This is a genomic window from Mesorhizobium sp. WSM4976 (genome assembly GCF_029625685.1).
GTDB lineage: Bacteria > Pseudomonadota > Alphaproteobacteria > Rhizobiales > Rhizobiaceae > Mesorhizobium.
In genome coordinates, this window is record NZ_JARTVT010000034.1 from 11,709 (window position 1) to 35,058 (window position 23,350).

Annotated in this window: 22 protein-coding genes, 1 other RNA gene and 1 pseudogene; 14 read left to right on the forward strand and 10 right to left on the reverse strand. The window is 63.1% G+C overall.

What is annotated here, in order from left to right:
- Positions 1-89: 89 nt before the first annotated feature.
- The 6 genes and pseudogenes from P9272_RS30765 to ffs form a co-directional block, all read right to left on the reverse strand.
- Positions 90-644 (reverse strand): annotated as a pseudogene (locus P9272_RS30765) (lytic murein transglycosylase); the annotation flags it as partial.
- A gap of 24 nt (positions 645-668) precedes the next feature.
- Complete coding sequence (gene recR / locus P9272_RS30770; protein WP_278163689.1) at positions 669-1,274, reverse strand: recombination mediator RecR; 606 nt, start codon at positions 1,272-1,274, stop codon at positions 669-671.
- 99 nt (positions 1,275-1,373) lie between these two features.
- Positions 1,374-2,354: a cell wall hydrolase gene (locus tag P9272_RS30775; RefSeq protein ID WP_278163691.1), complete on the reverse strand. Its 981-nt coding sequence runs from the start codon at positions 2,352-2,354 to the stop codon at positions 1,374-1,376.
- A 218-nt stretch (positions 2,355-2,572) separates the two neighbouring features.
- Entirely contained in the window at positions 2,573-2,896 is a 324-nt protein-coding gene (locus P9272_RS30780; RefSeq protein WP_112127993.1) for a YbaB/EbfC family nucleoid-associated protein, read from the reverse strand.
- Between the two features lie 22 nt (positions 2,897-2,918).
- Positions 2,919-4,736, reverse strand: a complete 1,818-nt coding sequence (locus tag P9272_RS30785) for a DNA polymerase III subunit gamma/tau (protein ID WP_278163694.1) — start codon at positions 4,734-4,736, stop codon at positions 2,919-2,921.
- Between the two features lie 106 nt (positions 4,737-4,842).
- Positions 4,843-4,939: signal recognition particle sRNA small type (gene ffs, locus P9272_RS30790), an RNA gene on the reverse strand.
- Between the two features lie 181 nt (positions 4,940-5,120).
- Between ffs and P9272_RS30795 the strand changes: the two genes are divergently transcribed.
- The 5 genes from P9272_RS30795 to P9272_RS30815 all read left to right on the forward strand — a co-directional run bounded on the left by P9272_RS30795 (position 5,121) and on the right by P9272_RS30815 (position 7,660).
- Positions 5,121-5,540 (forward strand): HIT family protein, encoded by a 420-nt coding sequence (locus P9272_RS30795; RefSeq protein WP_278163696.1) that lies wholly within the window; start codon positions 5,121-5,123, stop codon positions 5,538-5,540.
- 35 nt (positions 5,541-5,575) lie between these two features.
- Entirely contained in the window at positions 5,576-6,517 is a 942-nt protein-coding gene (nudC, locus tag P9272_RS30800; RefSeq protein ID WP_128256929.1) for an NAD(+) diphosphatase, read from the forward strand.
- 10 nt (positions 6,518-6,527) lie between these two features.
- Positions 6,528-6,833, forward strand: a complete 306-nt coding sequence (locus tag P9272_RS30805; protein WP_128256930.1) for a Dabb family protein — start codon at positions 6,528-6,530, stop codon at positions 6,831-6,833.
- A gap of 144 nt (positions 6,834-6,977) precedes the next feature.
- Positions 6,978-7,229 (forward strand): type II toxin-antitoxin system Phd/YefM family antitoxin, encoded by a 252-nt coding sequence (locus tag P9272_RS30810; protein WP_128256931.1) that lies wholly within the window; start codon positions 6,978-6,980, stop codon positions 7,227-7,229.
- Positions 7,229-7,660 carry a type II toxin-antitoxin system VapC family toxin gene (locus P9272_RS30815; protein WP_278163700.1) on the forward strand — a complete coding sequence of 144 codons (432 nt, stop codon included), beginning with the start codon at positions 7,229-7,231 and terminating at the stop codon, positions 7,658-7,660. The genes P9272_RS30810 and P9272_RS30815 overlap by 1 nt, the downstream gene beginning before the upstream one ends.
- A gap of 37 nt (positions 7,661-7,697) precedes the next feature.
- Here P9272_RS30815 and P9272_RS30820 read toward each other — a convergent pair whose 3' ends face one another.
- Both P9272_RS30820 and P9272_RS30825 read right to left on the reverse strand, forming a co-directional pair.
- Complete coding sequence (locus tag P9272_RS30820; RefSeq protein ID WP_278163702.1) at positions 7,698-8,561, reverse strand: prephenate dehydratase; 864 nt, start codon at positions 8,559-8,561, stop codon at positions 7,698-7,700.
- A gap of 10 nt (positions 8,562-8,571) precedes the next feature.
- Positions 8,572-9,300, reverse strand: coding sequence for a 3-deoxy-manno-octulosonate cytidylyltransferase (locus P9272_RS30825; RefSeq protein WP_278163704.1), 729 nt, complete (start codon positions 9,298-9,300; stop codon positions 8,572-8,574).
- Between the two features lie 193 nt (positions 9,301-9,493).
- Between P9272_RS30825 and P9272_RS30830 the strand changes: the two genes are divergently transcribed.
- From P9272_RS30830 to P9272_RS30860, 7 genes are all read left to right on the forward strand, one after another.
- Positions 9,494-10,162, forward strand: a complete 669-nt coding sequence (locus P9272_RS30830) for a cytochrome c family protein (RefSeq protein WP_128256935.1) — start codon at positions 9,494-9,496, stop codon at positions 10,160-10,162.
- A 156-nt stretch (positions 10,163-10,318) separates the two neighbouring features.
- Complete coding sequence (locus P9272_RS30835; RefSeq protein WP_278163707.1) at positions 10,319-12,199, forward strand: extracellular solute-binding protein; 1,881 nt, start codon at positions 10,319-10,321, stop codon at positions 12,197-12,199.
- On the forward strand, positions 12,199-14,076 hold the full coding sequence (locus tag P9272_RS30840; RefSeq protein ID WP_278163709.1) for an extracellular solute-binding protein: 1,878 nt from the start codon (positions 12,199-12,201) through the stop codon (positions 14,074-14,076). The genes P9272_RS30835 and P9272_RS30840 overlap by 1 nt, the downstream gene beginning before the upstream one ends.
- 30 nt (positions 14,077-14,106) lie before the next feature.
- Complete coding sequence (locus P9272_RS30845; RefSeq protein WP_128256938.1) at positions 14,107-15,207, forward strand: microcin C ABC transporter permease YejB; 1,101 nt, start codon at positions 14,107-14,109, stop codon at positions 15,205-15,207.
- A complete protein-coding gene (locus tag P9272_RS30850; protein WP_278163712.1) occupies positions 15,207-16,346 on the forward strand; it encodes an ABC transporter permease in 1,140 nt (379 codons plus the stop codon). Before P9272_RS30845 ends, P9272_RS30850 begins: the two co-directional genes overlap by 1 nt.
- On the forward strand, positions 16,343-17,971 hold the full coding sequence (locus P9272_RS30855) for an ABC transporter ATP-binding protein (RefSeq protein ID WP_278163714.1): 1,629 nt from the start codon (positions 16,343-16,345) through the stop codon (positions 17,969-17,971). The genes P9272_RS30850 and P9272_RS30855 overlap by 4 nt, the downstream gene beginning before the upstream one ends.
- A 38-nt stretch (positions 17,972-18,009) precedes the next feature.
- A complete protein-coding gene (locus tag P9272_RS30860; RefSeq protein WP_278163717.1) occupies positions 18,010-18,951 on the forward strand; it encodes a glyoxylate/hydroxypyruvate reductase A in 942 nt (313 codons plus the stop codon).
- Between the two features lie 43 nt (positions 18,952-18,994).
- On the opposite strand, the gene P9272_RS30865 is transcribed toward P9272_RS30860, so the two are convergent.
- Both P9272_RS30865 and P9272_RS30870 read right to left on the reverse strand, forming a co-directional pair.
- Entirely contained in the window at positions 18,995-19,369 is a 375-nt protein-coding gene (locus P9272_RS30865) for a hypothetical protein (protein ID WP_278163719.1), read from the reverse strand.
- Between the two features lie 88 nt (positions 19,370-19,457).
- Positions 19,458-20,381, reverse strand: coding sequence for a methyltransferase domain-containing protein (locus P9272_RS30870; RefSeq protein ID WP_278163721.1), 924 nt, complete (start codon positions 20,379-20,381; stop codon positions 19,458-19,460).
- Positions 20,382-20,490: 109 nt separating this feature from the next.
- Between P9272_RS30870 and P9272_RS30875 the strand changes: the two genes are divergently transcribed.
- Together P9272_RS30875 and P9272_RS30880 are read left to right on the forward strand one after the other, a co-directional pair.
- The gene (locus tag P9272_RS30875; protein WP_128257163.1) at positions 20,491-21,501 is read left to right on the forward strand and encodes a ligase-associated DNA damage response exonuclease; all 1,011 of its coding nucleotides are present in this window, start codon (positions 20,491-20,493) and stop codon (positions 21,499-21,501) included.
- A gap of 232 nt (positions 21,502-21,733) precedes the next feature.
- Positions 21,734-23,332 carry a cisplatin damage response ATP-dependent DNA ligase gene (locus P9272_RS30880; protein WP_128256944.1) on the forward strand — a complete coding sequence of 533 codons (1,599 nt, stop codon included), beginning with the start codon at positions 21,734-21,736 and terminating at the stop codon, positions 23,330-23,332.
- The last annotated feature ends 18 nt before the right edge of the window (positions 23,333-23,350 follow it).

Genomic DNA, 23,350 nt, shown 5'->3' on the forward strand with positions numbered 1-23,350 from the left:
CGGGGGTGGTTTTGTACCTTTGGCGTATTTTTTTGGGGGGGGCCGCGCGCGCGGCCCCTGCACTTTTACAGGGGGTGCCCCGGCCCCCGGCCGCGCTCGACTTTGTCGCGCGCCGCCAGCACCTCGGTCCGGAAGAAGCCTTTCTTGGTCGACATGAACGCCCTGGTGCCCAGCACCTCAAAGGCATCATATGGCATCTTGGCCGCGCCGAAGCCGGTCTCGCGGCCCCAGATCGCCAGAACGATCTCGCCCGGAACGCCATAGCGTTTCTCGATCAGCCCGAGCACTCTTGAATTGGCGCTCTCCCGCGCACGCCCGCCCGTGGTGACGGCGCGGATGATCTTTTCGGCGAAGTAGTTGGCTGGTGGGCCGAACTCGGCCTGATGCTGCTTCTCAGGCGTCTTGGGCTTTTCGCCGGGCAGGACGAGATCTGGCAGCTTGAGGTTCGGCTTCACGCCGAGAAAGGCGGCGTCGAAGGTCTTTTTCGAGATGCCTTTGGATTTTGCCTCGGGCCAGAGGTCGGTCTGCAGCCAGGCCTGGAACTGGTCGTCGATGGGGGCGGCGTGGGTCGGGGAGGAAGAAAGCGCGATCAAGGCAACCAGCAGGAATGCGAGAGCAGTCATGCAAAAGCCGCGTTCCGTCATTTCCAAGCCCCCTCCCCGCCAGCTTCAAAACGCCGTCCTCGACCGCAGCGCCGCGGCCAGCGTGCCTTCATCGAGGTAATCGAGCTCGCCGCCGACGGGCACCCCATGCGCCAGCCGCGTCACCTTCACATCGAACCCCGACAACTGATCGGTCAAATAATGCGCGGTCGTCTGCCCCTCGACTGTGGCGTTGACCGCAAGGATGACTTCCTTCACCTCGCCGCCGGCGACACGGTCGACGAGCGAGCGGATGTTGAGCTGATCCGGCCCGATGCCGTCGAGCGGCGACAGCGTGCCGCCGAGCACGTGGTAACGCACATTCATGGCGGCGGCGCGCTCCAGCGCCCAGAGATCGGAGACGTCCTCGACGACGATCAGCGTGCCGGCGTCGCGGCGCTGATCGGTGCAGATCATGCAAGGGTCGGAGGTGTCGACATTGCCGCAGGTCGAGCAGATGCGCACCTTGTCGACCGCCTCGCCCATGGCTGCGGCCAAAGGCTCGAGCAGCTGTTCCTTCTTTTTGATGAGATGGAGTGCCGCGCGCCGCGCCGAACGCGGCCCAAGCCCCGGCACCTTGGCCAGGAGCTGGATCAGGCGTTCGATTTCCGGACCGGCGATTCTCTTCGACATCGCCTTGATCTAGGATTTTTCCGAGCGGTTTGGAACAGCCGCAACGACACAGGGCCCGCCATGCTGCCATGACGGGCCCTGCGCTGGATGCAATCGGGTTCAGTTGGTCTCGAGCGGCCGATCCTGGCTGGCGATCATCGCGCCGATGGCGTCGGTGTTCTCAGGCGTCGACTGGAAGCCCATCGACGCTTCCGGCTGCGCGTTGGGCACCGAGGTGATGTAGCGGCCCTTGAGCGTGCCGCCGAAACGCGAGGCGTCCGGTTCGGCCATCGGCTCCTGCATCGCCACGACCGTCGGCTTCTGCGCCACCCGGCCGGATTTCTGCGATGGTGCAGCAGCGGCCGTCACATAGGTCTCTTCTGCCGGAATGATTGCCGCCTTGGCAGGGAGCGTCGGTTCGTTCATTGCGACCTGCTTGGTGGGATCCGGTCGCACGATCTTCTTGACCACCGGCTCGGCGGAAGCCACCAGAACGGGAGCTGCGGGGTCGATCTTCTGCTGTTTGTCGGAGGCCATGGCCACCATCGGCTCGTCCGGCAGCGGCTGCCAGTTGCGGCCGCGTTTCTCATAGAAGGCGTTGCCGCCGGCCACCATGGTGTAATGCATGTTCTTGTAGGGGAAACGCAGGCCGGCGGTGTGGAAATACATCGTATTCTTCAGCTTAGCCTTGCGCTCGCCTCTCAGCACCGCGTCGGCGGCCTCCTCGACATCGGGCAGCGCCCTGGAATTCATCGGCCGCGTCAGCACGCCCGGCGCGAACTGACCCTTCTCGCCGACGACCTCGCAGATGGTGTTGCCGTGCTGGCCCGAGCGCAGACGGTTCATCACGACCGTGCCGACGGCGATCATGCCGTCCCGGCTCGACCGGTTGGATTCGAAGAACATCGCCCTTTGCAGGCATTCCTTATCCTTCAGCGAATGACTGGAGGAACGCGTGAGGAAGCTCGGCGTGAGCGCGTCGGTCAGTCCCGACACCGACATACCATGGGAGGAAGTGGTCTGGCTGCAGCCGGCCAGGAGCAAGGGGGAAGTGACGATGCCGATAAGCAGCAGCGGCGTCTTCCATCGCGTCGCGATCACCAAAAAAGCCTCATGTCCAAGATGCCAGCCCGCCCCGAGATGTGGCAAGAATGAGACTCTTTCGGGCAAAAAGATGGCTAGAGGGTTAGCAACTTCTGGACTTGGGTAAAACTTTATGAAAGCCGCGAAACGAGCCCGTGAGCATTGCCGGCAAAATGGTTAATATCGCGGCCCGGTCTCGATTTCCGTTCATAATCAATTAACTGGCGGACGCCGCCTCAGAATGGCAATTTCATTCCGGGGGGAATCGGCAGGCCTGCAGTCAACGCCTTGGTCTTCTCCTGCATGACCTGCTCGACCTTACTTTTGGCGTCATTGTGGGCGGCCAGGATGAGGTCCTCGAGGATCTCGGCTTCGTCGGCCTTGATCAGCGACGGATCGATCTTCAACGCCTTCATCTCGAACTTGCCGGTCAGCGTGATGCTGACCAGGCCGCCGCCGGCCTGGCCGGTGGCTTCAAGCGTGGCGATCTCGTCCTGCATGGCCTGAAATTTGGCCTGCATTTCCTTCGCTTTGCCCATCAGGCCGAGAAGATCTTTCATCGGGTGGTCCTCTACGATTGTCTCAGATTTCGTCGTCGTCGGCCGCAGGCTCGATCGGCACTTCCGCCTCGACCTCTTCCACGTCCGGCACATCCGGAATGCGCACGTCGATGATCTTGGCGCCGGGAAAGCGAGCAAGGATGGCCGCGACAGTCGGATCCGCCTTGGCGTCGGAGAAGGCGTTCTCGCGCTTCGTCGTCTCCATCTCCGCCAGTGTCTGGCCGCCCTCCTCCTTCGACAGCGACACCAGCCAGTTGCGGCCGGTCCAGGCGCGCAGCTTGGAGGTCAGGTCGTTGAGCAGCATCTTCGGAGCGTCGTCGGTCAGGGTGACGTCGAGGCGACCGGGCTCGATGCGCACCGGCCGCACGCAGCGCTTCAGCAGCACCTTGATAGCGATGTCGCGATTGGCGTCGGCGAGCGCGACGATGTCGGCCAGCGATTTCACCGGAACGACAGGCGCTTCGGTGACCGGCGCCGGTTGCGGAACATAGGCCTCCGGCACGGGCTGCGCCTCGACCAGCCGCATCGTCTGGGCGCCGCCATTTGAACTGGGCATCCGCGCCTGCGCCACGGCGCTGGCGCCGCCGCCATTGCCCGGATTTGCCGATGCGCCATTGGCGCGCGGCGCGCCGTTCGGCAGCGGGCCCGCGCCTTCCAGCGATTTCAGCGCCTCGTCCAGCGTCGGCAGGTCGGCGGCATGCGCCAGCCTGATCAGCACCATCTCGCCGGCACCGACCGGGCGGTTGGAGGACTGCACCTCGGGAATGCCTTTAAGCAGCATCTGCCAGGTCCGCGACAGCACGCGCACCGAGAGCGCGCCGGCGAATTCGGCGCCGCGCCGGCGCTCATCCTCGGAAAGCGAGGCATCGTCGGCGGCCGCCGGCACGAAGCGCAGGCGGGTGACGAGGTGGTTGAACTCGGCAAGGTCGGTGAGCACGGCGGCCGGATCGGCGCCGGTGTCGTATTGCGCGCGGAACTCGGCAAGCGCCGCCGCCACATCGCCCTTCATAACATATTCGAACAGGTCGATGATGCGGGCGCGGTCGGCGAGGCCGAGCATGGCGCGCACGGCGTCGGCGCTGACGGTGCCGCTGCCATGGGCGATCGCCTGGTCGAGGATGGAGAGCGAATCACGCGCCGAGCCCTCGGCGGCCCGCGCGATCATCGCCAGGGCGTCATCGTCGACGGAAATGCCTTCCTTGGCGGCGATCGAGGACAGATGCGCGACCAGCGCGCCGGCATCGATGCGCCTCAAATCGAAGCGCTGGCAGCGCGACAAAACCGTGATCGGCACCTTGCGGATCTCGGTCGTGGCGAAGATGAATTTGACGTGCGGCGGCGGCTCTTCAAGCGTCTTCAACAGGCCATTGAAGGCCTGGGTGGAGAGCATGTGCACTTCGTCGATGATGTAGACCTTGTAGCGGGCCGAGACCGGCGCGTAGCGGACGCGGTCGATGATGTCCCTGATGTCGTCGATGCCGGTGTGGGAGGCGGCGTCCATCTCGATGACGTCGACGTGTCGGCCTTCCATGATCGCCTGGCAATGCTCGCCGGGGACCGAAAGGTCGACGGAGGGCTGGTCGACGGTCGCCGTCTTGTAGTTGAGGGCGCGGGCGAGGATGCGCGCGGTCGTCGTCTTGCCGACACCGCGCACGCCGGTCAGCATCCAGGCCTGGGCGATGCGGCCGGTGGCAAAGGCATTGGTCAGCGTGCGGACCATCGGCTCCTGGCCGATCAGCTCGGAGAAATTCGAAGGGCGATATTTGCGCGCCAGGACGCGATAGGCGCCGGCCTTACCGGTCCCCAGGCTTTCCGTCCCCAAGTTTCCGGCTTCGCTCATTCGCCGTCAAAAGCTCCCAGGACCGCGACGGAAGGCGGCCGATTCCTGCGCATAGTCTCGCCCGCGCGGCTTGGCGCCGTCAATGTCGCGGGAGAAAGGCGAAGAGGTGGGAGGCTGGAACAATGACCCGTTCCGGGCTCGTTAGGGCTGCTTCCTTCCGGACCTGACCCGGTTGGCGAGTGGATCGTCCACCACCAACCTCCCGCGCTCCATATCGGCAATTCAGCGGCGAAATGCAAGGGCAGAGCCGGAGCCTGCGGCCATATGGAGACCGGAAAGTCCTTCAAATCGCCAAGAGCGGTCAATGAATCGCTTGCAGCCACCTTGCCGCCGCTCTAGCGTTCGTTGGTTTGAAGAATGATACAAGAAACGAAGGAAACGCCCATGCTGCCTGGCCTCAAGGCCGGTTTCACGCTGGACGCCCGTCTGGAGGCGGACAGCGAGCAGCTTATGTGGCTTGGCCTTTGCGAACTCAGATTGATGAACGATCGCCGCTGGCCGTGGCTGGTGCTGGTGCCTCAGCGTCCGGGCGTGGAGGAAATCCATGAGATGACGCCGCTCGACCAGGCGATGCTGACCTTCGAGACCAATATGGTGGCGCAGGCGCTGAAGCGGGTCACCGGTTGCACCAAGATCAACACCGGCGCTCTGGGCAACGTCGTGCGCCAGCTGCATGTCCATGTCATCGCCCGGTCAGAGGGCGATCCCGGCTGGCCCGGCCCTGTCTGGGGGCACGGCATACGCGAGCCCTATCAGCGCTCCGATATGAGGCGGTTTGCCGAAACGATCAAGGCGGCGCTATAAGCTGACCAGTGTCCACCAGCGCATTCCGAGTCCCCATGAGCTTCCGCCTGTTTGACGCGCCCTTGCGCGAGCCGAGCCAGTTCGTCGGCTTCGCCGGCAACCGGATCGACCGGCAATCCGAGAACCGCGCCGACGACGCGGTCGAAAAGGCGCTGGCCGACCGGACCACACGGCTGATGCTAATGCATGCCGGCCGGCTTTACCTCAAACTCGACGGCGACAAATTCGACCCATGGTTCAACGTGGCCGAGAGCGAGGCCTTCGATGTCTCGCTCGATCGCGGCGTGCTGCTCGGCTTCTCCGACGCCGGCCCGGTGCTGGCCGTGCCGGCGGGTGTCGAGCCGGAAAATCTCCCCGAGACGATCAAGGCGATCGACTATCGTTCCGTCTACATGCAGGGGCTGATCGACGAGGCGGCGGCCGGCGCGCTGGCGCAAGGGGCGGCGCTGCTTGCCTGGCATGCCAGCCACGCCTTCTGCTCGAAATGCGGCAACCGCTCGGAGATGCGCGCCGGCGGCTACCGGCGCCACTGTCCGGCCTGCGGCACCGACCATTTCCCGCGCACCGACCCGGTGGCGATCATGCTGACGGCAACGCGCGAGAAGTGCCTGCTGGGGCGCGGCCGGCATTTCGCGCCGGGCATGTATTCAGCGCTTGCCGGCTTCATCGAGCCGGGCGAGACGATCGAGGCGGCGGTGCGGCGCGAGACGCTGGAGGAGGCCGGTATCCGGCTCGGCCGCGTCGTCTACCACGCCAGCCAGCCCTGGCCGTTCCCGTATTCGCTGATGATCGGCTGCTTCGGCGAGCCGCTCAACGAGGATATCCAGGCCGACCTCAACGAGCTGGAGGACTGCCGCTGGTTCTTTCGCGACGAGGTGCGCACGATGCTGGATAGGCAGCATGCCGGCGGCTTGATCACGCCGCCGAAAGGGGCGATCGCCCACCACCTCATCCGCGCCTGGGTCGACAGCAAATAGGAGCAGAAGAATGATCCGTCATACGGTCGTCTTCACTTTGAAGCATCCGCCGCATTCGCTGGAGACAAAGCGCTTCCTCCACGACGCCAAGAAAATCCTGACCGGGATCAAGGGCGTCACTCATTTCGAGCAATTGCGACAGGTGAGCCCCAAGAACGACTACCAATTCGGCTTCTCGATGGAGTTCGCCGACCAGGCGGCCTACACGCGCTACAACGAGCACCCCGACCACGTCGCCTTCGTTCGCGACCGCTGGGTACCGGAGGTGGAGAAATTCTTGGAGATTGACTACGTGCCGCTGGGCGCGGTGATCTAAGCGCAAGTCGTTGTGAAACAGGGTGAGCCGCCAGGCACACACACCAATCACCTGCGATGGGTGGTTGCTATCTATCCGCTCAACCTTGCAATTTCTGCTCAAATGCATTAGATGTGGTTACGTAACTACATTTGCGAAATCGATATGATCACCACGCTTTCGGGTCGCGAACTCAATCAGGATCTTGGCCGCGCAAAACGCGCTGCCAAGGACGGTCCTGTGATCATCACCGACAGGGGGCGGCCAGCGCATGTCCTCATGTCGTTCGATGAATATAAACGGCTCACCGGCAAAACGCGGTCGCTCGGTGACATGCTGGCTGCGCCGGAGGCGGGTGACCTCGATTTGCCGCTCCCGCCCCGCACGGAACGTGCCGAGCCAGTAGACCTGTCCTGATGCTGTTGCTCGATACCAATGTCGTGTCCGAATTGCGAAAGGTATCGAGCGGTAGGGCACATCCTAACGTCGTGCTCTGGAACGAGACCGTCGATCCTGCCGAAACCTTTATTTCGGCCGTGGTGCTGCACGAGCTGGAGATCGGCGTAAGACAGGTGGAACGCCATGATGCCGTTGCTGGCAAAGTATTGCGCAACTGGTTGGAAAATGCGGTCATCCTAACATTCTCCGGTCGAATCGTGCCGCTGGACGACGCGGCAGCTGTTCAGGCGGCACGATGGCATGTGCCCAATCCCAAACCGATCAATGACGCGTATATCGCCGCCACGGCCCTCACCCGGCGAATGACGCTGGTAACGCGCAACATCGGCGATTTCGAGGGAATGGGAGTAACGCTGGTAAATCCGTGGGACATCCAAGCGGAGGCCTAAGTCACCGTTTCACGCATGTGCCTTGTATTGACATGCCCTAATCAGCCACCTTCCACTGCTCGCGCGAGGCGCTTGCCGGGTAGACGCCAAGGATGCGCATTTCGCGCGAGAAGAAGCGCAGCTCGTCCAGCGCCAGCTTGACCAGCGGATCGTCCGGGTGGCCTTCAATGTCGGCGTAGAACAGCGTCGCGGTGAAGGCGCCGAGTTGGTAGCTCTCGAGCTTGGTCATGTTGATGCCGTTGGTCGCGAAGCCGCCCATGGCCTTATAGAGCGCGGCCGGCACGTTGCGGACGCGGAAGATGAAGGTGGTCATCATCTTGGCGTCGGGCGTGGGCCGCTCCACCCATTGCTTGTTCTTGGTCAGCACGACGAAGCGGGTGACGTTGGAATCGGTGTCCTCGACATTCTTCTCGATGATGTCTAGCCCATAGAGTTCCGCGGCCAAAGCCGGCGCCAGCGAGGCCATCGTGCGGTCCTTGACCTCCGACACCATCTTGGCCGAACCCGCCGTGTCGCCGGCGATCACCGGCTTCCAGCCGTTCTTGCGGATATATTTGCGGCACTGTCCCAGCGCATGGATGTGGCTGTGCACGGTCTTGATCTCTTCGCGCTTTACCCCGGGCAGCACCATCAGCTGGAAATGGATTGGCAGGAAATACTCGCCGACGATGTGCAGCTTCGATTCCGGCAACAGGTGATGGATGTCGGCGACGCGGCCGGCGATCGTGTTCTCGATCGGGATCATGGCGAGCTCGGCCTTGCCGGTCTCGACCGCATTGAACGCGTCCTCGAAGGTCGGGCAGGGCAAGGGGTCCATCGTGGGGAACATGTTGCGGCAGGCCGTGTCGGAATTGGCCCCGGGTTCGCCCTGGAAGGAGATTCTGTTGTTCTTTGCAGTCATGCGGATGGTCTCAGCTTGAAAGTATCTGTCTGGCGCGCTCAAGATCGTCGGGCGTGTCGACGCCAAGCGGCAGCGATTTGATGATCTCGGCGTCGATGCGCATGCCGGCCTCCAGCGCGCGCAATTGCTCCAGCCGCTCTCGACGCTCCAGCGGCGAGGGCTTGAGCGCGACGAAGCGTTCCAGCGCGTCGCGGCGATAAGCATAGAGGCCGATATGATGGTAGAGCGGCCCCTCGCCCCATGGCGCGGTGGCGCGGGTGAAATAGAGCGCTTGCAGCCGTGTCGCGGAACGTGGTGAGCCGACGATCTTGACCACATTCGGGTTGGTCTTTTCCTCGTCGCGCACGATCTCGACGCCGAGCGTCGCGATATCGACCGATCTGTCCTCAAACGGACGTAGCGACGCGCCGATGATCTCGGGATCGATGGTCGGCAGGTCTCCCTGGACGTTGACGATCGTTTCCACCTGCTTTTTGGGATCGAGGGCCTTCAGCGCCTCGAAGATGCGGTCAGAGCCCGATTCGTGATCCATGCGGGTCATGACAGCCTCGAAGCCGTGCGCCCGCACGGCCTCCGCGACGGCTTGCGTGTCGGTCGCCACCACGACGCGGCCAAGTCCAGCCTCGGTGGCGCGGCGGGCGACATGGACGATCATCGGCGCGCCCGCAATGTCGGCCAGCGGCTTGCCCGGCAGGCGCGTCGAGGCCATGCGGGCGGGGATCAGGATCAAGGTCGGCATCGGATTTCAGGGCGGTCGAAAAACGGGGATGGAAAAGTGGCAAAAGGTCTCACTGGAAGCGCCCTTATAGGTGTTGCAACGCCAGAGCAAAAGACCTAGTTTCCGCCCGATTTGACTGGCCTTTCAGGGCAGTTCGCGATACCGACGGACGGAGTGGACGGGACGGTCCGCCGGAAAAGGGAGCAAGGGGCGTATGGATTCCAACGAAGTCAACAAGCTGCTCGGCGGATTTCTGGGAACCTGCTTCATTATCTTTTCGATAGGCCTCGTCTCGGACGGGCTGTTCGCCTCGCCCGCCCCCGAAAAGCCCGGCTTCGCCATCGAGGCCCAGGAGCCGACCGAAGGCGGCGCAGCCGCGCCTGCCGCGGCCGAAAAGCCGATCGCCGACTTGCTCGCCAGTGCCAATGCCGAGGCGGGCGCATCCATCTTCAAGAAATGTCAGGCCTGCCATTCCGGTGAAAAGGGCGGCCCGAACAAGGTCGGTCCGGATCTCTGGGACGTCGTCGACCGTCCCGTCGCCGAGCATGCGGGCTTCGCCTATTCGGCCGGCATGAAGGACTTCTCGAAGGGCGGCCAGGAGCACTGGACCTACGAGAACCTCAATCACTTCATCACCTCGCCGAAGAAATTCGTGAAGGGTACGGCAATGGGCTTCGCAGGCCTGCCGAAGGAAGAAGACCGCGCCAATGTGATCGCCTATCTGCGCACGCTGTCGGACAATCCGAAGCCGCTGCCGCAACCGGGTGCCGCCGCCGATGCTTCGGCAAAGCCGGCCGAAGCCGCGAAGCCGGCGGAAGGTGCGGCGCCAGCCAAGCCCGCCGAAAGCGCCGCTCCGGCGAAGCCGGCGGCGCCCGCTCAATAAACATTTTGTCAGAGACGTCCTTGGAAAAGCCGGGTTCGTCCCGGCTTTTCTGTTAGGAAAGCTGCATGGACAGCGACAAAGGCAGTCCCTTGCGGTTTCCACCGCCGTTAAATGATCTAGATTGCGGGTGGTTGGAACTAGCGACGAGGAGAACGCATGAAGGTTGGCCGCTTCCGCACGCTTTTCGCATCGGCATTCGCGCTCGCCTTCGCCGCCAGCCTCCACGCCGGCTTCGCCGACGAATGGCGCACGACATCGTCGCTGATCGGACCTTCAAAATACGGCGAGAATTTCCAGCATTACGATTATGTCAATCCGGATGCGCCGAAGGGCGGCACCTACAATGCCGTCGCTATAGGGACCTTCGACAGCTTCAACCCCTATATCGTGCAAGGGTCGCCCGCCGCCGGCTTCGCCGATTTTGGTGGCGGCCTGCTTTACGACACGCTGATGGAACAGGCTACCGACGAAGGCAGTGTCAGCCACCCGCTGATCGCAGACGCCTTTAAGTACCCTGCCGATTTTTCCTCGGCCACCTACCGGCTCGATCCGCGGGCAAAATGGCATGACGGCCAGCCGATCACCGTCGACGACGTGGTCTGGTCATTCCAGGTGCTGAAGGCCAACAGCCCCAGATACAACCGTTATTTCGAGAACGTGACCGAGGCGGTCGCGATCTCGGATCGCGAGGTCGAGTTCCATTTCAACCAGAAGGGCAATCGTGAGCTGCCCAAGATCCTCGGCGATCTCGTCGTTTTGCCGAAGCATTGGTGGGAAGGCACCGATGCAAGCGGCAAGAAGCGCGACATCACCAGGCCGACGCTGGAGCCGCCGCTGGGCTCCGCCGCCTATAAGATCGCCAGCTTCAAGCCCGGTTCGGAGATCATCTGGCAGCGGGTGCCTGACTATTGGGGGGCCAACCTGCCGGTGAAGATAGGCCGCGAGAATTTCGACACGCAGCACTTCACCTACATCCTCGACGACAACGCCGCATGGCAGGCCTTCACCAAAGGTGGACTTGACGACACTCATCGCGAGATGAGTTCGCGCAGATGGGCAACGTTCTACAACTTCCCGGCCTTCAAGGCTGGGGACGTGATCAAGAAAACCTTCGAGAGCGAGCATGCGCAGCCCATGCAGGGCTTCGTATTCAACCAGCGGCGACCGCTTTTCCAGGACCGCAGGGTGCGTGAGGCGCTGACCCTGCCCTTCGACTTCGAGACGATGAACAGGACGTTGTTTTTCGGTTTCAACACCAGAACATCGAGCTATTTCCAGGGCACCGAACTGGCGTCAAGCGGGCTGCCGAAAGGCAAGGAGCTGGATATCCTGGAGAAGTATCGCGATAAGCTGCCCCCCGAATTGTTTACGCAGGAGTTCAAGCTGCCTGTCTATGACTCGCCTCAGGCTGAGCGGAAATACCTCAAACAGGCAGTTGATCTTCTTGCTCAGGCCGGCTGGCAGATCAAAGGCGGCAAGATGGTCAACCCGAAGACCGGCGCGCCGCTTAAGTTCGAGATACTGGGTTCGAACGATACCGACCAGATCATCTCCAGCCCTTACATCGCCAACCTGCGCAAGATTGGAGTTGACGCCACCCTACGCATCATCGACCAGACCCAATATATCAACCGTATCAATCACTTCGACTTCGACGTGGTGACGACGGTGCTTCAGCAATCTGAATCGCCCGGCAACGAGCAGCGCGAATTCTGGAGTTCGAAGGCAGCAGAGACCCCGGGATCGCGTAACCTTATGGGTATTAAGGACCCGGTCGTCGACGCCCTGATCGATCGGATCATTTTCGCCACCGATCGCGCCGACCTGGTCGCCGCCACCCATGCCCTTGACCGAGTGCTTTTGTGGAACTTCTACGTTCTGCCGCAGTACTATCGCTCGGCTGTCTGGTATGCCTATTGGAACAAGTTCGGTATACCGGAAAAGCAGCCGGCATATCTCGGCGCCGATATCGATTCCTGGTGGATCGACCCCGAGAAGGAAAAGGCGCTGGCCGCCAGATACAAGGGCCTCAATTGATGGGGCGGCAGGCTTTGCTTCGTCGCCGCGATTTCCTGGGGCTCGGCGCCGCAGCCACTACCGCCGCGCTGCTGCGGGGCCGGGCCTTTGCCGACACTCCGTCGGGCGTCAAGCTGCACGGCCTGTCGGCCTTCGGCGACCTGAAATACAAGCCCGATTTCACACATTTCGACTATGTCAAAGTCGATGCGCCGCAAGGCGGCACGTTCAATTTCTCGCCGCCCAACTGGGGCGCGAACCAGAGCCCGCAGACCTTCAACACGCTGAATTCATTCGTCCCCAAGGGCGATTCCCCGCAGCGCATGGAAATGTGCTTCGATACGCTGATGGCCAGAGCGCTCGACGAGCCTGACGCGGTCTACGGGCTGATCGCCGAGAGCGTGACGATTTCGGACGACCGCAATAGTTTCACCTTCTCGCTGCGCCCGCAGGCACGGTTCCATGACGGTTCCCCGCTAACGGCAGACGACGTCGCCTTCACCTTCAAGCTGCTGAAAGACAAAGGGCATCCGGACTACGCGCTGCCGCTGACGCATCTGGAAGATGCCGTGGCGAAGGACGCTCACACCGTCGAACTTACATTCGATGGCAAGCAGTCTGCCCGAACCATCCTCAACATCGTCGGTTTTCCTATCCTTTCGAAGGCCTTTTTCACGGCCAACCCGTTCGATTCCTCGCAGCTCAATCCGCCGCTCGGCTCAAGCGCCTACAAGGTCGGACGCTGGTCAGCGGGCGCCTGGATCGAATATGAGCGCGTGGCCGACTATTGGGGCAACGACCTGCCGGTCAATAGCGGCCAGAACAATTTCGGGCGGATCCGCATCGAATTCTACCAGGATCGCACTGCCGCGTTCGAGGCCTTCAAGAAGGGCGAGATCCTCTATCGGGAAGAGGCCACGTCGCGAGTCTGGGCGACAGCCTACGACTTTCCTGCCTTCACCGCCGGCAAGGTGATCAAGCATGAATTTCCTGCCGAGACGACGCCGTCCATGCAGGCCACCGCCATCAACCAGCGACGTGAGCAATTCAAGGATCCGCATGTGCGGCAGGCGATCGCGCTCTGCTTCGATTTCGAATGGACCCGGCGCAATTTTTTCTATGGGTCCTACGAGCGTTCGCAATCCTGCTTCGAGAAATCCGACTTTCGGGCCGAGGGCATGCCAACGCCGCAGGAACTGGCGCTGCTGGAACCCTTGCGCGACCAGCTGCCGGCGGAAGCCTTCGGCGAAGCAGTGACGCAACCGCCGTCGGATGGGTCCGGGCGAGACCGCAAACAACTGAGCGCCGCACTGAAGCTGCTCGCACAGGCAGGCTGGAAACGCTCCGGCGATTTCGTGGTCAACGACAAAGGCGGACGGCTGACGGCCGAATTCCTGGTCGATGACGAGACCTTTGTGCAGGTCTATTCGCCCTGGGTCGCCAACATGAAGGCAATCGGCATCGACGCCTCGATCCGTCTGGTGGATTCGGCGCAGTACCAGCTCAGGCAATCGACATTCGACTTCGACCTGCTGTCGGCCGCATTCAGTTTCAGCGCCACGCCGACCCGCGACGATCTGGAGATTTTCTTCCACTCGCGCACCGCCGCCGTGTCCGGCTCGCGCAACCTGTCGGGCATTGCAAGCCCGGCAATCGACGCGCTGATCGATGCCGTCGGCGCCGCCAAGGACCGCGAAAGCCTGACCACCGCCATGCGCGCACTGGACCGGGCCTTGCGCGCGCGGCGCGATTGGATTCCAAGTTGGTATCTGGCGAATCACCGAAGCGCCTACTGGGACATGTTCGGCTTTCCCGAGCAGAAACCCGATTTCGGCTTTCCGGTCGAGGCGCTGTGGTGGGTCGACAAGGGCAAGGCAGCAAAGATTGGCAAAGCCTGACATGAACGTTTGCGCGGAGTCGGACGCCTGATGGGCGCCTATATCCTGCGCCGCATTCTTCTCATGATCCCGACGCTGTTCGGCATCATGGCGATCTCCTTCGCGGTCATCCAGTTCGCGCCAGGCGGCCCGGTCGAGCAGGTGATCGCCAAGTTGACCAACCAAGGTGGCAACGATCGCCTGGGCAGTGGAGGCGGCGACGCCGGCGGCGGTGGCGGCAATTTCGACGTTGCCGGCGATGTCGGCTCGAAATATCGCGGCGCGCAGGGGCTCGATCCAGAATTCATCAAGAAGCTGGAAAAGCAGTTCGGCTTCGACAAGCCGCCGCTCGAACGCTTCGGCATGATGCTGTGGAACTATATCCGCTTCGATTTCGGCGACAGCTATTTCCGCGATATCTCGGTGCTGAACCTGATCCTGGAGAAGATGCCCGTCTCGATCTCAATCGGCCTGTGGATCACGCTGTTATCCTATCTGATCTCGATCCCGCTCGGCATCCGCAAGGCGGTGAAGGACGGCTCGACCTTCGACGTGTGGACCAGCGGCGTCGTCATCGTCGGCTATGCCATTCCCGGCTTCCTGTTCGGCATCCTTTTGATGGTGCTGTTCGCCGGCGGCTCGTTCTGGGACTGGTTCCCGCTGCGCGGCATCGTTTCGGACAATTGGGACCAACTGTCCTGGCCCGCCAAGATCGCCGACTATTTCTGGCACATGACGCTGCCGCTTACGGCGCTGGTGCTGTCGGCCTTCGCAACGACCACCCTGCTCACCAAGAACTCCTTCCTCGAAGAAATCCGCAAGCAATATGTCGTGACGGCGCGCGCCAAGGGCCTGTCCGAGCGCAAGGTGCTCTATGGCCACGTCTTCCGCAACGCCATGCTGATCGTGATCGCCGGCTTTCCCGGCGCCTTCATCTCGGCCTTCTTCACCGGCTCGCTGCTGATCGAGAACATCTTCTCGCTCGACGGCCTCGGCCTGCTCGGCTTCAAGTCGGTGATCGATCGCGACTATCCGGTGGTGTTCGCCACGCTTTACATCTTCTCGCTGCTTGGCCTGTTCGTCGGCCTCTTGTCCGACCTGATCTACACCTGGGTCGATCCGCGCATCGACTTCGAGCGGAGAGACATCTGATGGCCGAGGCTGCGATCGAAAGCGCGCCGGCCAGGCCCCGCAGGCCATTTCTGTCGCCGCTCAACCAAAGGCGGTTGCAGAACTTCAAGGCCAACCGGCGCGGCTACTGGTCGCTCTGGATCTTTCTGTTCCTGTTCGTGCTGTCGCTGTTCTCCGAGCTGATCGCCAACGACAAGCCGATCATCGCCTCATACAAGGGCGAGATCCTGTTTCCGGTTCTGGTCGCCTATCCGGAGGAGAAGTTCGGCGGCTTCTATGCGGTCACCGACTATCGCGATCCAGTCATCCAAGACGAAATCAACGCCAATGGCTGGATGATCTGGCCGCCAGTCCGCTACTCCTATCAGACCGTCAACAACGCCATTCCGGAACCGGCTCCGGCAAAGCCGTCCTGGCTTTACGACAAGAAGACGCGCTGCAGCCAGTATCCGAAAGGCGAGGCCGACGCCAATTGCGTGGTCGGCAACTGGAATTGGCTGGGCACCGACGACCAAGCCCGCGATGTGCTTGCGCGCGTGCTTTACGGCTTCCGCATCTCGGTTCTGTTCGGCCTGGTCCTGACGCTCGGGTCATCGCTGATCGGCGTCGCAGCCGGCGCCTTGCAGGGCTATTTCGGCGGCTGGACCGACCTCCTCTTCCAGCGTTTCATCGAGATCTGGTCGGCGATCCCAGTGCTGTACCTGCTGCTTATCGTCTCGGCCATCCTTCCGCCCGGCTTCTTCATCCTGCTCGGCTTGATGCTGCTGTTCTCGTGGGTCGCCCTGGTCGGCGTTGTGCGGGCCGAATTCCTGCGCGCCCGCAACTTCGAATATGTCAACGCGGCCCGCGCGCTCGGCGTGCCAAACCTCACCATCATGTTCCGGCACCTGTTGCCGAACGCCATGGTAGCGACACTGACCTTCCTGCCCTTCCTGCTCTCAGGCTCGATCTCGACGCTGACTTCGCTCGACTATCTCGGCTTCGGCCTGCCGCCCGGCTCGGCCTCGCTCGGCGAATTGCTGAAACAGGCGCAACGCAATCTCAACGCGCCCTGGCTCGGCATTTCTGGCTTCATCGTCATTTCGCTGATGCTGTCCCTGCTGGTCTTCATCGGCGAGGCGACGCGCGACGCCTTCGATCCGCGCAAGACGTTCAAATGAGCGAAGCCCTTTTGTCCGTCCAAGATCTGAGTGTCGCCTTCGCGCAGGGCGGCAAGCAGTCTGTCGCCGTCGACCATATCTCGTTCGACATAGGCAAGGGCGAGACCGTTGCCCTGGTCGGCGAATCCGGCTCTGGCAAATCGGTGTCGGCGCTGTCGGTGCTGAAGCTTCTGCCCTATCCCGCCGCCAGTCATCCCTCAGGCAAAATCCTGTTCAGTGGCGCCGACCTGCTCGCCATGAACGAGAAGGCGTTGCGCGGCGTGCGCGGCAACAGGATCACCATGATCTTCCAAGAGCCGATGACCTCGCTCAACCCGCTGCACACGGTCGAGCAACAGATCGTCGAGGTGCTGAAGCTGCATCAGGGCCTCGGCGACCGCCAGGCCAGGGCGCGCGTGCTGGAACTGCTCAACGAGGTCGGCATCCGCGAACCGGAAAAACGTCTCGACGCCTACCCGCATCAACTCTCCGGCGGCCAGCGCCAGCGCGTCATGATCGCAATGGCGCTGGCCAACGAGCCGGAGCTTTTGATCGCCGACGAGCCGACGACGGCGCTCGACGTGACCGTGCAGGCGCAGATCCTTCAACTGCTCGCGGAGTTGAAAAGCCGCAAGGGCATGTCGATGCTGTTCATCACCCACGACCTCGGCATCGTCAGGAAGATCGCCGACCGTGTCTGCGTGATGACCAAGGGCAAGATCGTCGAGACCGGGCCGACCAAGGGGATATTCGCCAACCCGCAACATCCTTACACGAAGCATCTGCTGGCCGCCGAGCCGAAGGGGAAGCCGCCTGCGGCAGACCCGGCCGCCAAGGCCGTCATGACCGGCAAGGACATGAAGGTCTGGTTCCCGATCAAGAGGGGCTTCTTCCGCAAGACTGTCGATCATGTGAAGGCCGTGGACGGCATCGACGTCACCGTGCGCGCCGGCCAGACGCTCGGCGTGGTCGGCGAATCCGGTTCCGGCAAGACGACGCTCGGGCTGGCGCTCGCGCGGATGATCTCTTCGACCGGGGCGATCAATTTCAATGGACGCGACATCAACCAGCTTTCCTTCAGCGCCATGCGGCCGCTCAGGCGCGAATTGCAGATCGTCTTCCAGGACCCGTTCGGGTCGCTCAGCCCACGCCTGTCGGTTTCGGAGATCATCGAGGAAGGCTTGAAGATCCACGAGCCGAAACTCTCGCCCGACGAGCGCGACGACAAGGTGGTCGCCGTGCTGAAGGAGGTTGGCCTCGATCCCGAAACGCGCCATCGCTACCCGCATGAATTTTCCGGCGGTCAGCGCCAGCGCGTGGCCATTGCCCGCGCCATGGTGCTCAATCCGCGCTTCGTCATGCTCGACGAGCCGACCTCGGCGCTCGACATGAGCGTGCAGGCGCAAGTGGTCGATCTTTTGCGCAACCTGCAAGCCAAGCACAATCTCGCCTATCTTTTCATCAGCCATGACCTCAAGGTCGTCCGCGCCCTTGCCAATGACGTCATCGTCATGCGCAATGGCAAGGTCGTCGAAGCGGGACCTTCCGAACAGATTTTTAGCAGCCCGCAGACCGACTATACGCGGGCGCTGATGGCGGCGGCCTTCAAGATCGAGACGGCGCCGACCGGCGTGGTCAGCGAATAAGCTCGGCTGGATCGACGTAACAAGGACTGAATCCGCAAATGGAAAAAGGCAAAATCCTGCTTGCCGTCACGGCCTTTCATCCACAGCGCTGGCATCAGTTGCTGGCGGCTGAGCGCGAGGTGGTGCTGGAGCCTGCAGGCCCCAGCGATCCCTCGATTGCCTACGCGGTCGTGTGGAAGCACAAGCCGAACCTGCTCTCCGGGCTGCCCAATCTGCGAGCCATCTTTTCAGTCGGCGCCGGGGTCGACCATATCTTCGCTGATCCCGGCCTGCCCGACGTGCCGATCGTCAGGGTCGTCGCCGACAATCTCACCCAATACATGACCGAATATGTCGTGTGGCGGGTGCTCGATCACCACCGGCACGGCATGCTCTATCGGGCACAGCAGCCAAAGAAGATCTGGCACGAGCCGCCGCAGCGCCCGGCCGGCGACATTTCCGTCGGCATCATGGGCCTCGGCCATCTCGGCCGCGCGGCGGCATCGGTGCTTTTGTCGCTCGGCTTTGCCGTGAACGGCTGGTCGCGCACCGACCGGCCGATGAAGGGCGTTTCGAGCTATTCCGGCGAAGCCGGGCTGATCCCCTTCCTCAACGCCACCGATATCCTCGTGGTGCTGTTGCCGCTGACGCCGCAAACGCAAGGGATCATCAACTATGGCCTGCTGAAGGAACTGCGCCGGCGCAACGGGCTTGGCGGCGCGGTGCTGATCAATGCCGGTCGCGGACGCCTGCAGAAGGACGCCGACATCGTGCGCGCGCTGGACGACGGGACGCTGAAGGAGGCGAGCCTCGACGTGTTCGAGGTCGAGCCGCTGCCGAAGACCAGCCCGCTGTGGAGCCATCCGAAAGTCTTTATCACGCCGCACGCGGCGGCGACCTCGGACCCGGCCCATCTGGCGCCGATCATGCTTCGCCAGATGGCAGCCTTCGAGCGCGGCGAAAAGCTTGAAAACCTGGTGGACCGCGAGGCCGGTTATTAGTCCAGGGGCCCGAAATCGCTGCTTGATCGCCTGCCGCGAACGCTCAGGAAGGCTGCGAGCCGGGCAACCCGAACGTCTCTTTCTTCTTCGGCTTGCCGCAGTCGCGGCGCTCGATCGAGCGGCTCATGGCGTCGATCTCGCCGCTCGCCTTGTTGCTGGCGCGCTGCGCCTTGGAGCGCATGTCCGGCGTGAACGGGCCGAAGCCCATCGCCGGATTCGAGAAGCTCGGCTTGGCCGTGATCGGCAGATTGTTCTGCTGCGCCAGCTGATTGCGCTGCGCCAGCAGTTGATCGCAAGGCACATCGTCATATTGCAACGAGGATTGGACGTCCTCGTCCTGGCGCTCGGCCATCGACGTGCCGCCGACACAGCCGGCGACCGTCAGGCAGGACGCCAACACAACCATGGTCCAGCGCATGGATTTCTCCTCGTGATGTCTGCCCCGCGCCACCCCGACCATGCCATTCAGGCTTTTTCGCAGCAAGCACCGGCTCATGCCTGAGTGCTCACCCGGCAGAAGCGGCGGGGAAGCCGGCCACGACGGCCAGGCCCATGACGGGATCATGCCGGTCGTGCCGGATAACCATGCTTTCCAGAGACAGGACCGCCAGCCCGCTGGCGGAGAGCACGCGCCGCGCATAGGCCTCGGAATGAGCGTAGCGCCGTGACTGCAAAAGGGCGAAATCACTGCTGCCGGCAAGCGTCTCGAGCGAAAAGGCGAACAGGCCGTCCTCGGCAAGCGTGCCAGCCACCGCGCCGACGATGCGTTCGAGGGCGCCCAGATAAATGAATACATCGGCCGCGACCACAAGGTCGGCCCCCGCTCCGGGATGAGAAAAACGCTGAAGGTCGGCCTTGGCCAGCAGGTCATAGATGCCCTTGGCTTTCGCTTTCCTCAGCATGGCGGCCGAGATGTCGTAGCCCTCCAGACGGTCGACGAATGGGCGCAGCCTTTCGCCCATCAGGCCGGTGCCGCAGCCGAGGTCGATGGCCAGGCGGAACCGGCCGGGCCTTGCCTCGCGGATGGCCTGGCCGAGGAAGTCCGGCAGCCGATAGCCCAGCTTCCCGACAAGCGACTCTTCGAAGCTGTCGGCGTAGTGATCGAACAAGGTCTCGACAAAGGCGCTGGGAGGCGCCGGGGCCGCGGGCGCCTTGCCGATTAGTTGAAGCTTGAGCACGGCGCCGAGGCGATCCCCGGGGTCCAGCTTCAGCGCCATGATCCAGGCTTCTGCGGCTTGGTCGAGCAGGCCAGCCGCTTCCTGCATCTCGCCGAGGCGAAACCAGCCCGCGTCCCATCGCGGCGTCAGCTCCAGCGCGCCGAGCAGAAGCTCCGCCGCCTGCGCGGGCTCGCCCGAGGCGAGCAGCATCTCGGCGAAATCGGCGCGACGATCGGCAGTCAAATCGCCCGACGAGGCCTGGAGCGGTTTCATTCCTGAAGAATCCCACCGGCAATACGGAGCCGACGGCTGGCTTTAAGATGAGTCAGCAGTCTCTTGCAACGGGCTTCCCGCGGCAAATTTAGCCACTATGTTCAAGACAATGCGCGCCCACGACCTGCTCAAACCCCGGCCGGAAGGCCTCTACTGCCCGCCCGGCGATTTCTTCATCGATCCGGTGCGGCCCGTCGGGCGGGCGCTGATCACGCATGGCCATTCGGATCACGCGCGCTCCGGCCACCGCTCGGTGCTCGCCACGCAAGAGACGCTCGACATCATGGGGCTACGCTATGGTGAGGATTTCGCCGGATCGACGCAGGCAGCGGTCCCTGGCGAAACACTCGACATAAACGGCGTCTCCGTCACCTTCCACCCGGCCGGGCATGTGCTGGGCTCGGCGCAGATCTGCGTCGAGCATGGGGGCATGCGCATCGTCGCTTCCGGCGACTACAAGCGCCAGGAAGACGCCACCTGCCTGCCGTTCGAGCCCATCCGGTGCGATGTCTTCATCACCGAAGCGACCTTTGGCCTGCCGGTGTTCCGGCATCCGCCGGACCATGAGGAGATCGCGCGCGTGCTGAAATCGGCGACGCAGTTTCCCGAACGTTCGCACCTGGTCGGCGCCTATGCTCTCGGCAAGGCGCAGCGTGTGATGCGGCTGTTGCGCGACGCCGGCTACGACAAGCCGATCTATATCCACGGCGCGCTGGCCAAGCTCAGCGAATACTATCAGAGCCAGGGGATCGATCTCGGCCAGCTTGAGCCGGCGACGGTGGAAAGCGGCGGCAAGGCCGATTTCGCCGGGGCCATCGTCGTCGGCCCGCCCTCGGCCTTCGCCGACCGCTGGGCGCGGCGTTTTCCCGACCCCATCTCGTGCTTCGCCTCGGGCTGGATGCGCATCCGCCAGCGGGCAAAGCAGGGCGGCGTCGAGCTGCCGCTGATCATTTCCGACCACGCCGACTGGGACGAGCTGATCATCACGATCAAGGAAACGGGCGCGGAGGAAATCTGGGTCACGCATGGCCGCGAGGAGGCGCTGGTGCGCTGGTGCGAGCTGGAGGGCATCGCGGCAAGGCCGCTGCATCTCGTGGGCTATGAGGACGAGGGCGATTGATGATGCAGGGCTCACCAATCGTCACCGCCGCGCTCTACGGCCCCCCGATCTGCCCTGCAGGGCATCTCCCCCTCAAGGGGGGAGATCAGACGTGGCGCCGGCTTTCGCTGATCTCCGACGTAACAGGAGATGCGCCGGCTCTGAAGCTGCCAATCTCCCCCCTTGCGGGGGAGATGGCCGGCAGGCCAGAGAGGCGGGCCTCGCGCCGGTTTTCGTCACTGGCGTGGCGCGCATGAACCGCTTCGCCGAGCTCCTCGACCGTCTGGTGCTGACGCCGTCGCGCAACGGCAAGCTGACGCTGCTCAGAGACTATTTCCACAGCGTCGAGGATCCCGATCGCGGGCTGGCGCTGGCGGCGATCACGGGCGATCTCAACATCGCGGCGGTGAAGCCGGCGATGCTGCGTGCGCTGGTCGTCGAGCGCATGGATCCGGTGCTGTTCGGCTATTCCTATGACTATGTCGGCGACCTTGCCGAGACTGTATCGCTGGTCTGGCCGCAGCCGCAAGGGCACATACCCAATCACATGCCGACGCTGGCCGAGGTGGTCAGCAGACTGCAGGCGGCAAGCCGTTCCGACGGGCCCAAGGTGCTGGCGCGACTGCTCGACGACGCCAGCATCTCGGCGCGCTTCGCCATCATCAAGCTGGTGACCGGGGGCTTGCGCATCGGTGTGTCGGCGCGGCTCGCCAAACAGGCTCTGGCCGATCTTGGCAAGGTCGATGTCAGCGAGATCGAGGAGCTCTGGCACGGGCTGACGCCACCTTACACCGAGCTGTTCGCCTGGCTGGAAGGCCGGGCGGAAAAGCCGAGGAGCGCGGCACTTGCGCTGTTCCGGCCGGTGATGCTCTCCAACGCCGTCGACGATGGCGACCTCGAAAAGCTCGACCACAGCGCCTATGCGGCGGAATGGAAGTGGGACGGCATCCGTGTGCAGGCGGTGTGCGAGGGCGGCGTGCGCAGGCTCTATTCGCGCACCGGCGACGACGTGTCCGGCTCCTTCCCAGACCTTGCCGCAGCGATGACTTTCGAAGCGGCGCTCGACGGCGAGCTTTTGGTCGGCGATCCGCGCGAGGCGACCGGAACATTCTCCGACCTGCAGCAGCGGCTCAACCGCAAGAGTGTCTCGCCAAAGATCCAGCAACGCTATCCGGCTTTCATGCGCTGCTACGACGCGCTGCAGATCGACGGCGAGGATTTGCGCGCACTTGCCTTCACGGAGCGCCGCAGGCGTCTCGAAGCATTTGTGCAAACCCTCGATCCCAGCCGCTTCGATCTCTCGCCGCTGGTCGAGTTCCCCGATTGGGAGACGCTGGAACGGCTGCGCCAGGCGCCGCCGCATCCGATCATCGAAGGGGTGATGCTGAAGCGCTGGGATTCGGCCTATCTCGCTGGCCGGCCGAAAGGGCCCTGGTTCAAGTGGAAGCGCGACCCGCACACCATCGACGCGGTGCTGATGTATGCGCAGCGTGGCCACGGCAAGCGCTCGAGCTTTTATTCAGACTACACATTCGGCGTGTGGTCCGGCCCCGAGGGCTCGGAAGAGCTGGTGCCGGTCGGCAAGGCCTATTTCGGCTTCACCGACGAGGAGCTGAAAGAGATCGACAAATATGTACGCGACAACACGATCGAGCGTTTCGGCCCGGTGCGCTCGGTGCGCGCCGACCGCAGGAACGGCCTAGTGCTGGAGGTGGCGTTCGAAGGTCTGAACCGCTCAACCCGCCACAAATCCGGCGTCGCGATGCGCTTTCCCCGCATCTCGCGGCTGCGCTGGGACAAGCCGTCGGTCGAAGCCGACCGCATCGAGACGCTGCAGGCCCTGCTGGATTAATCAACAAGTCGCCTGCTT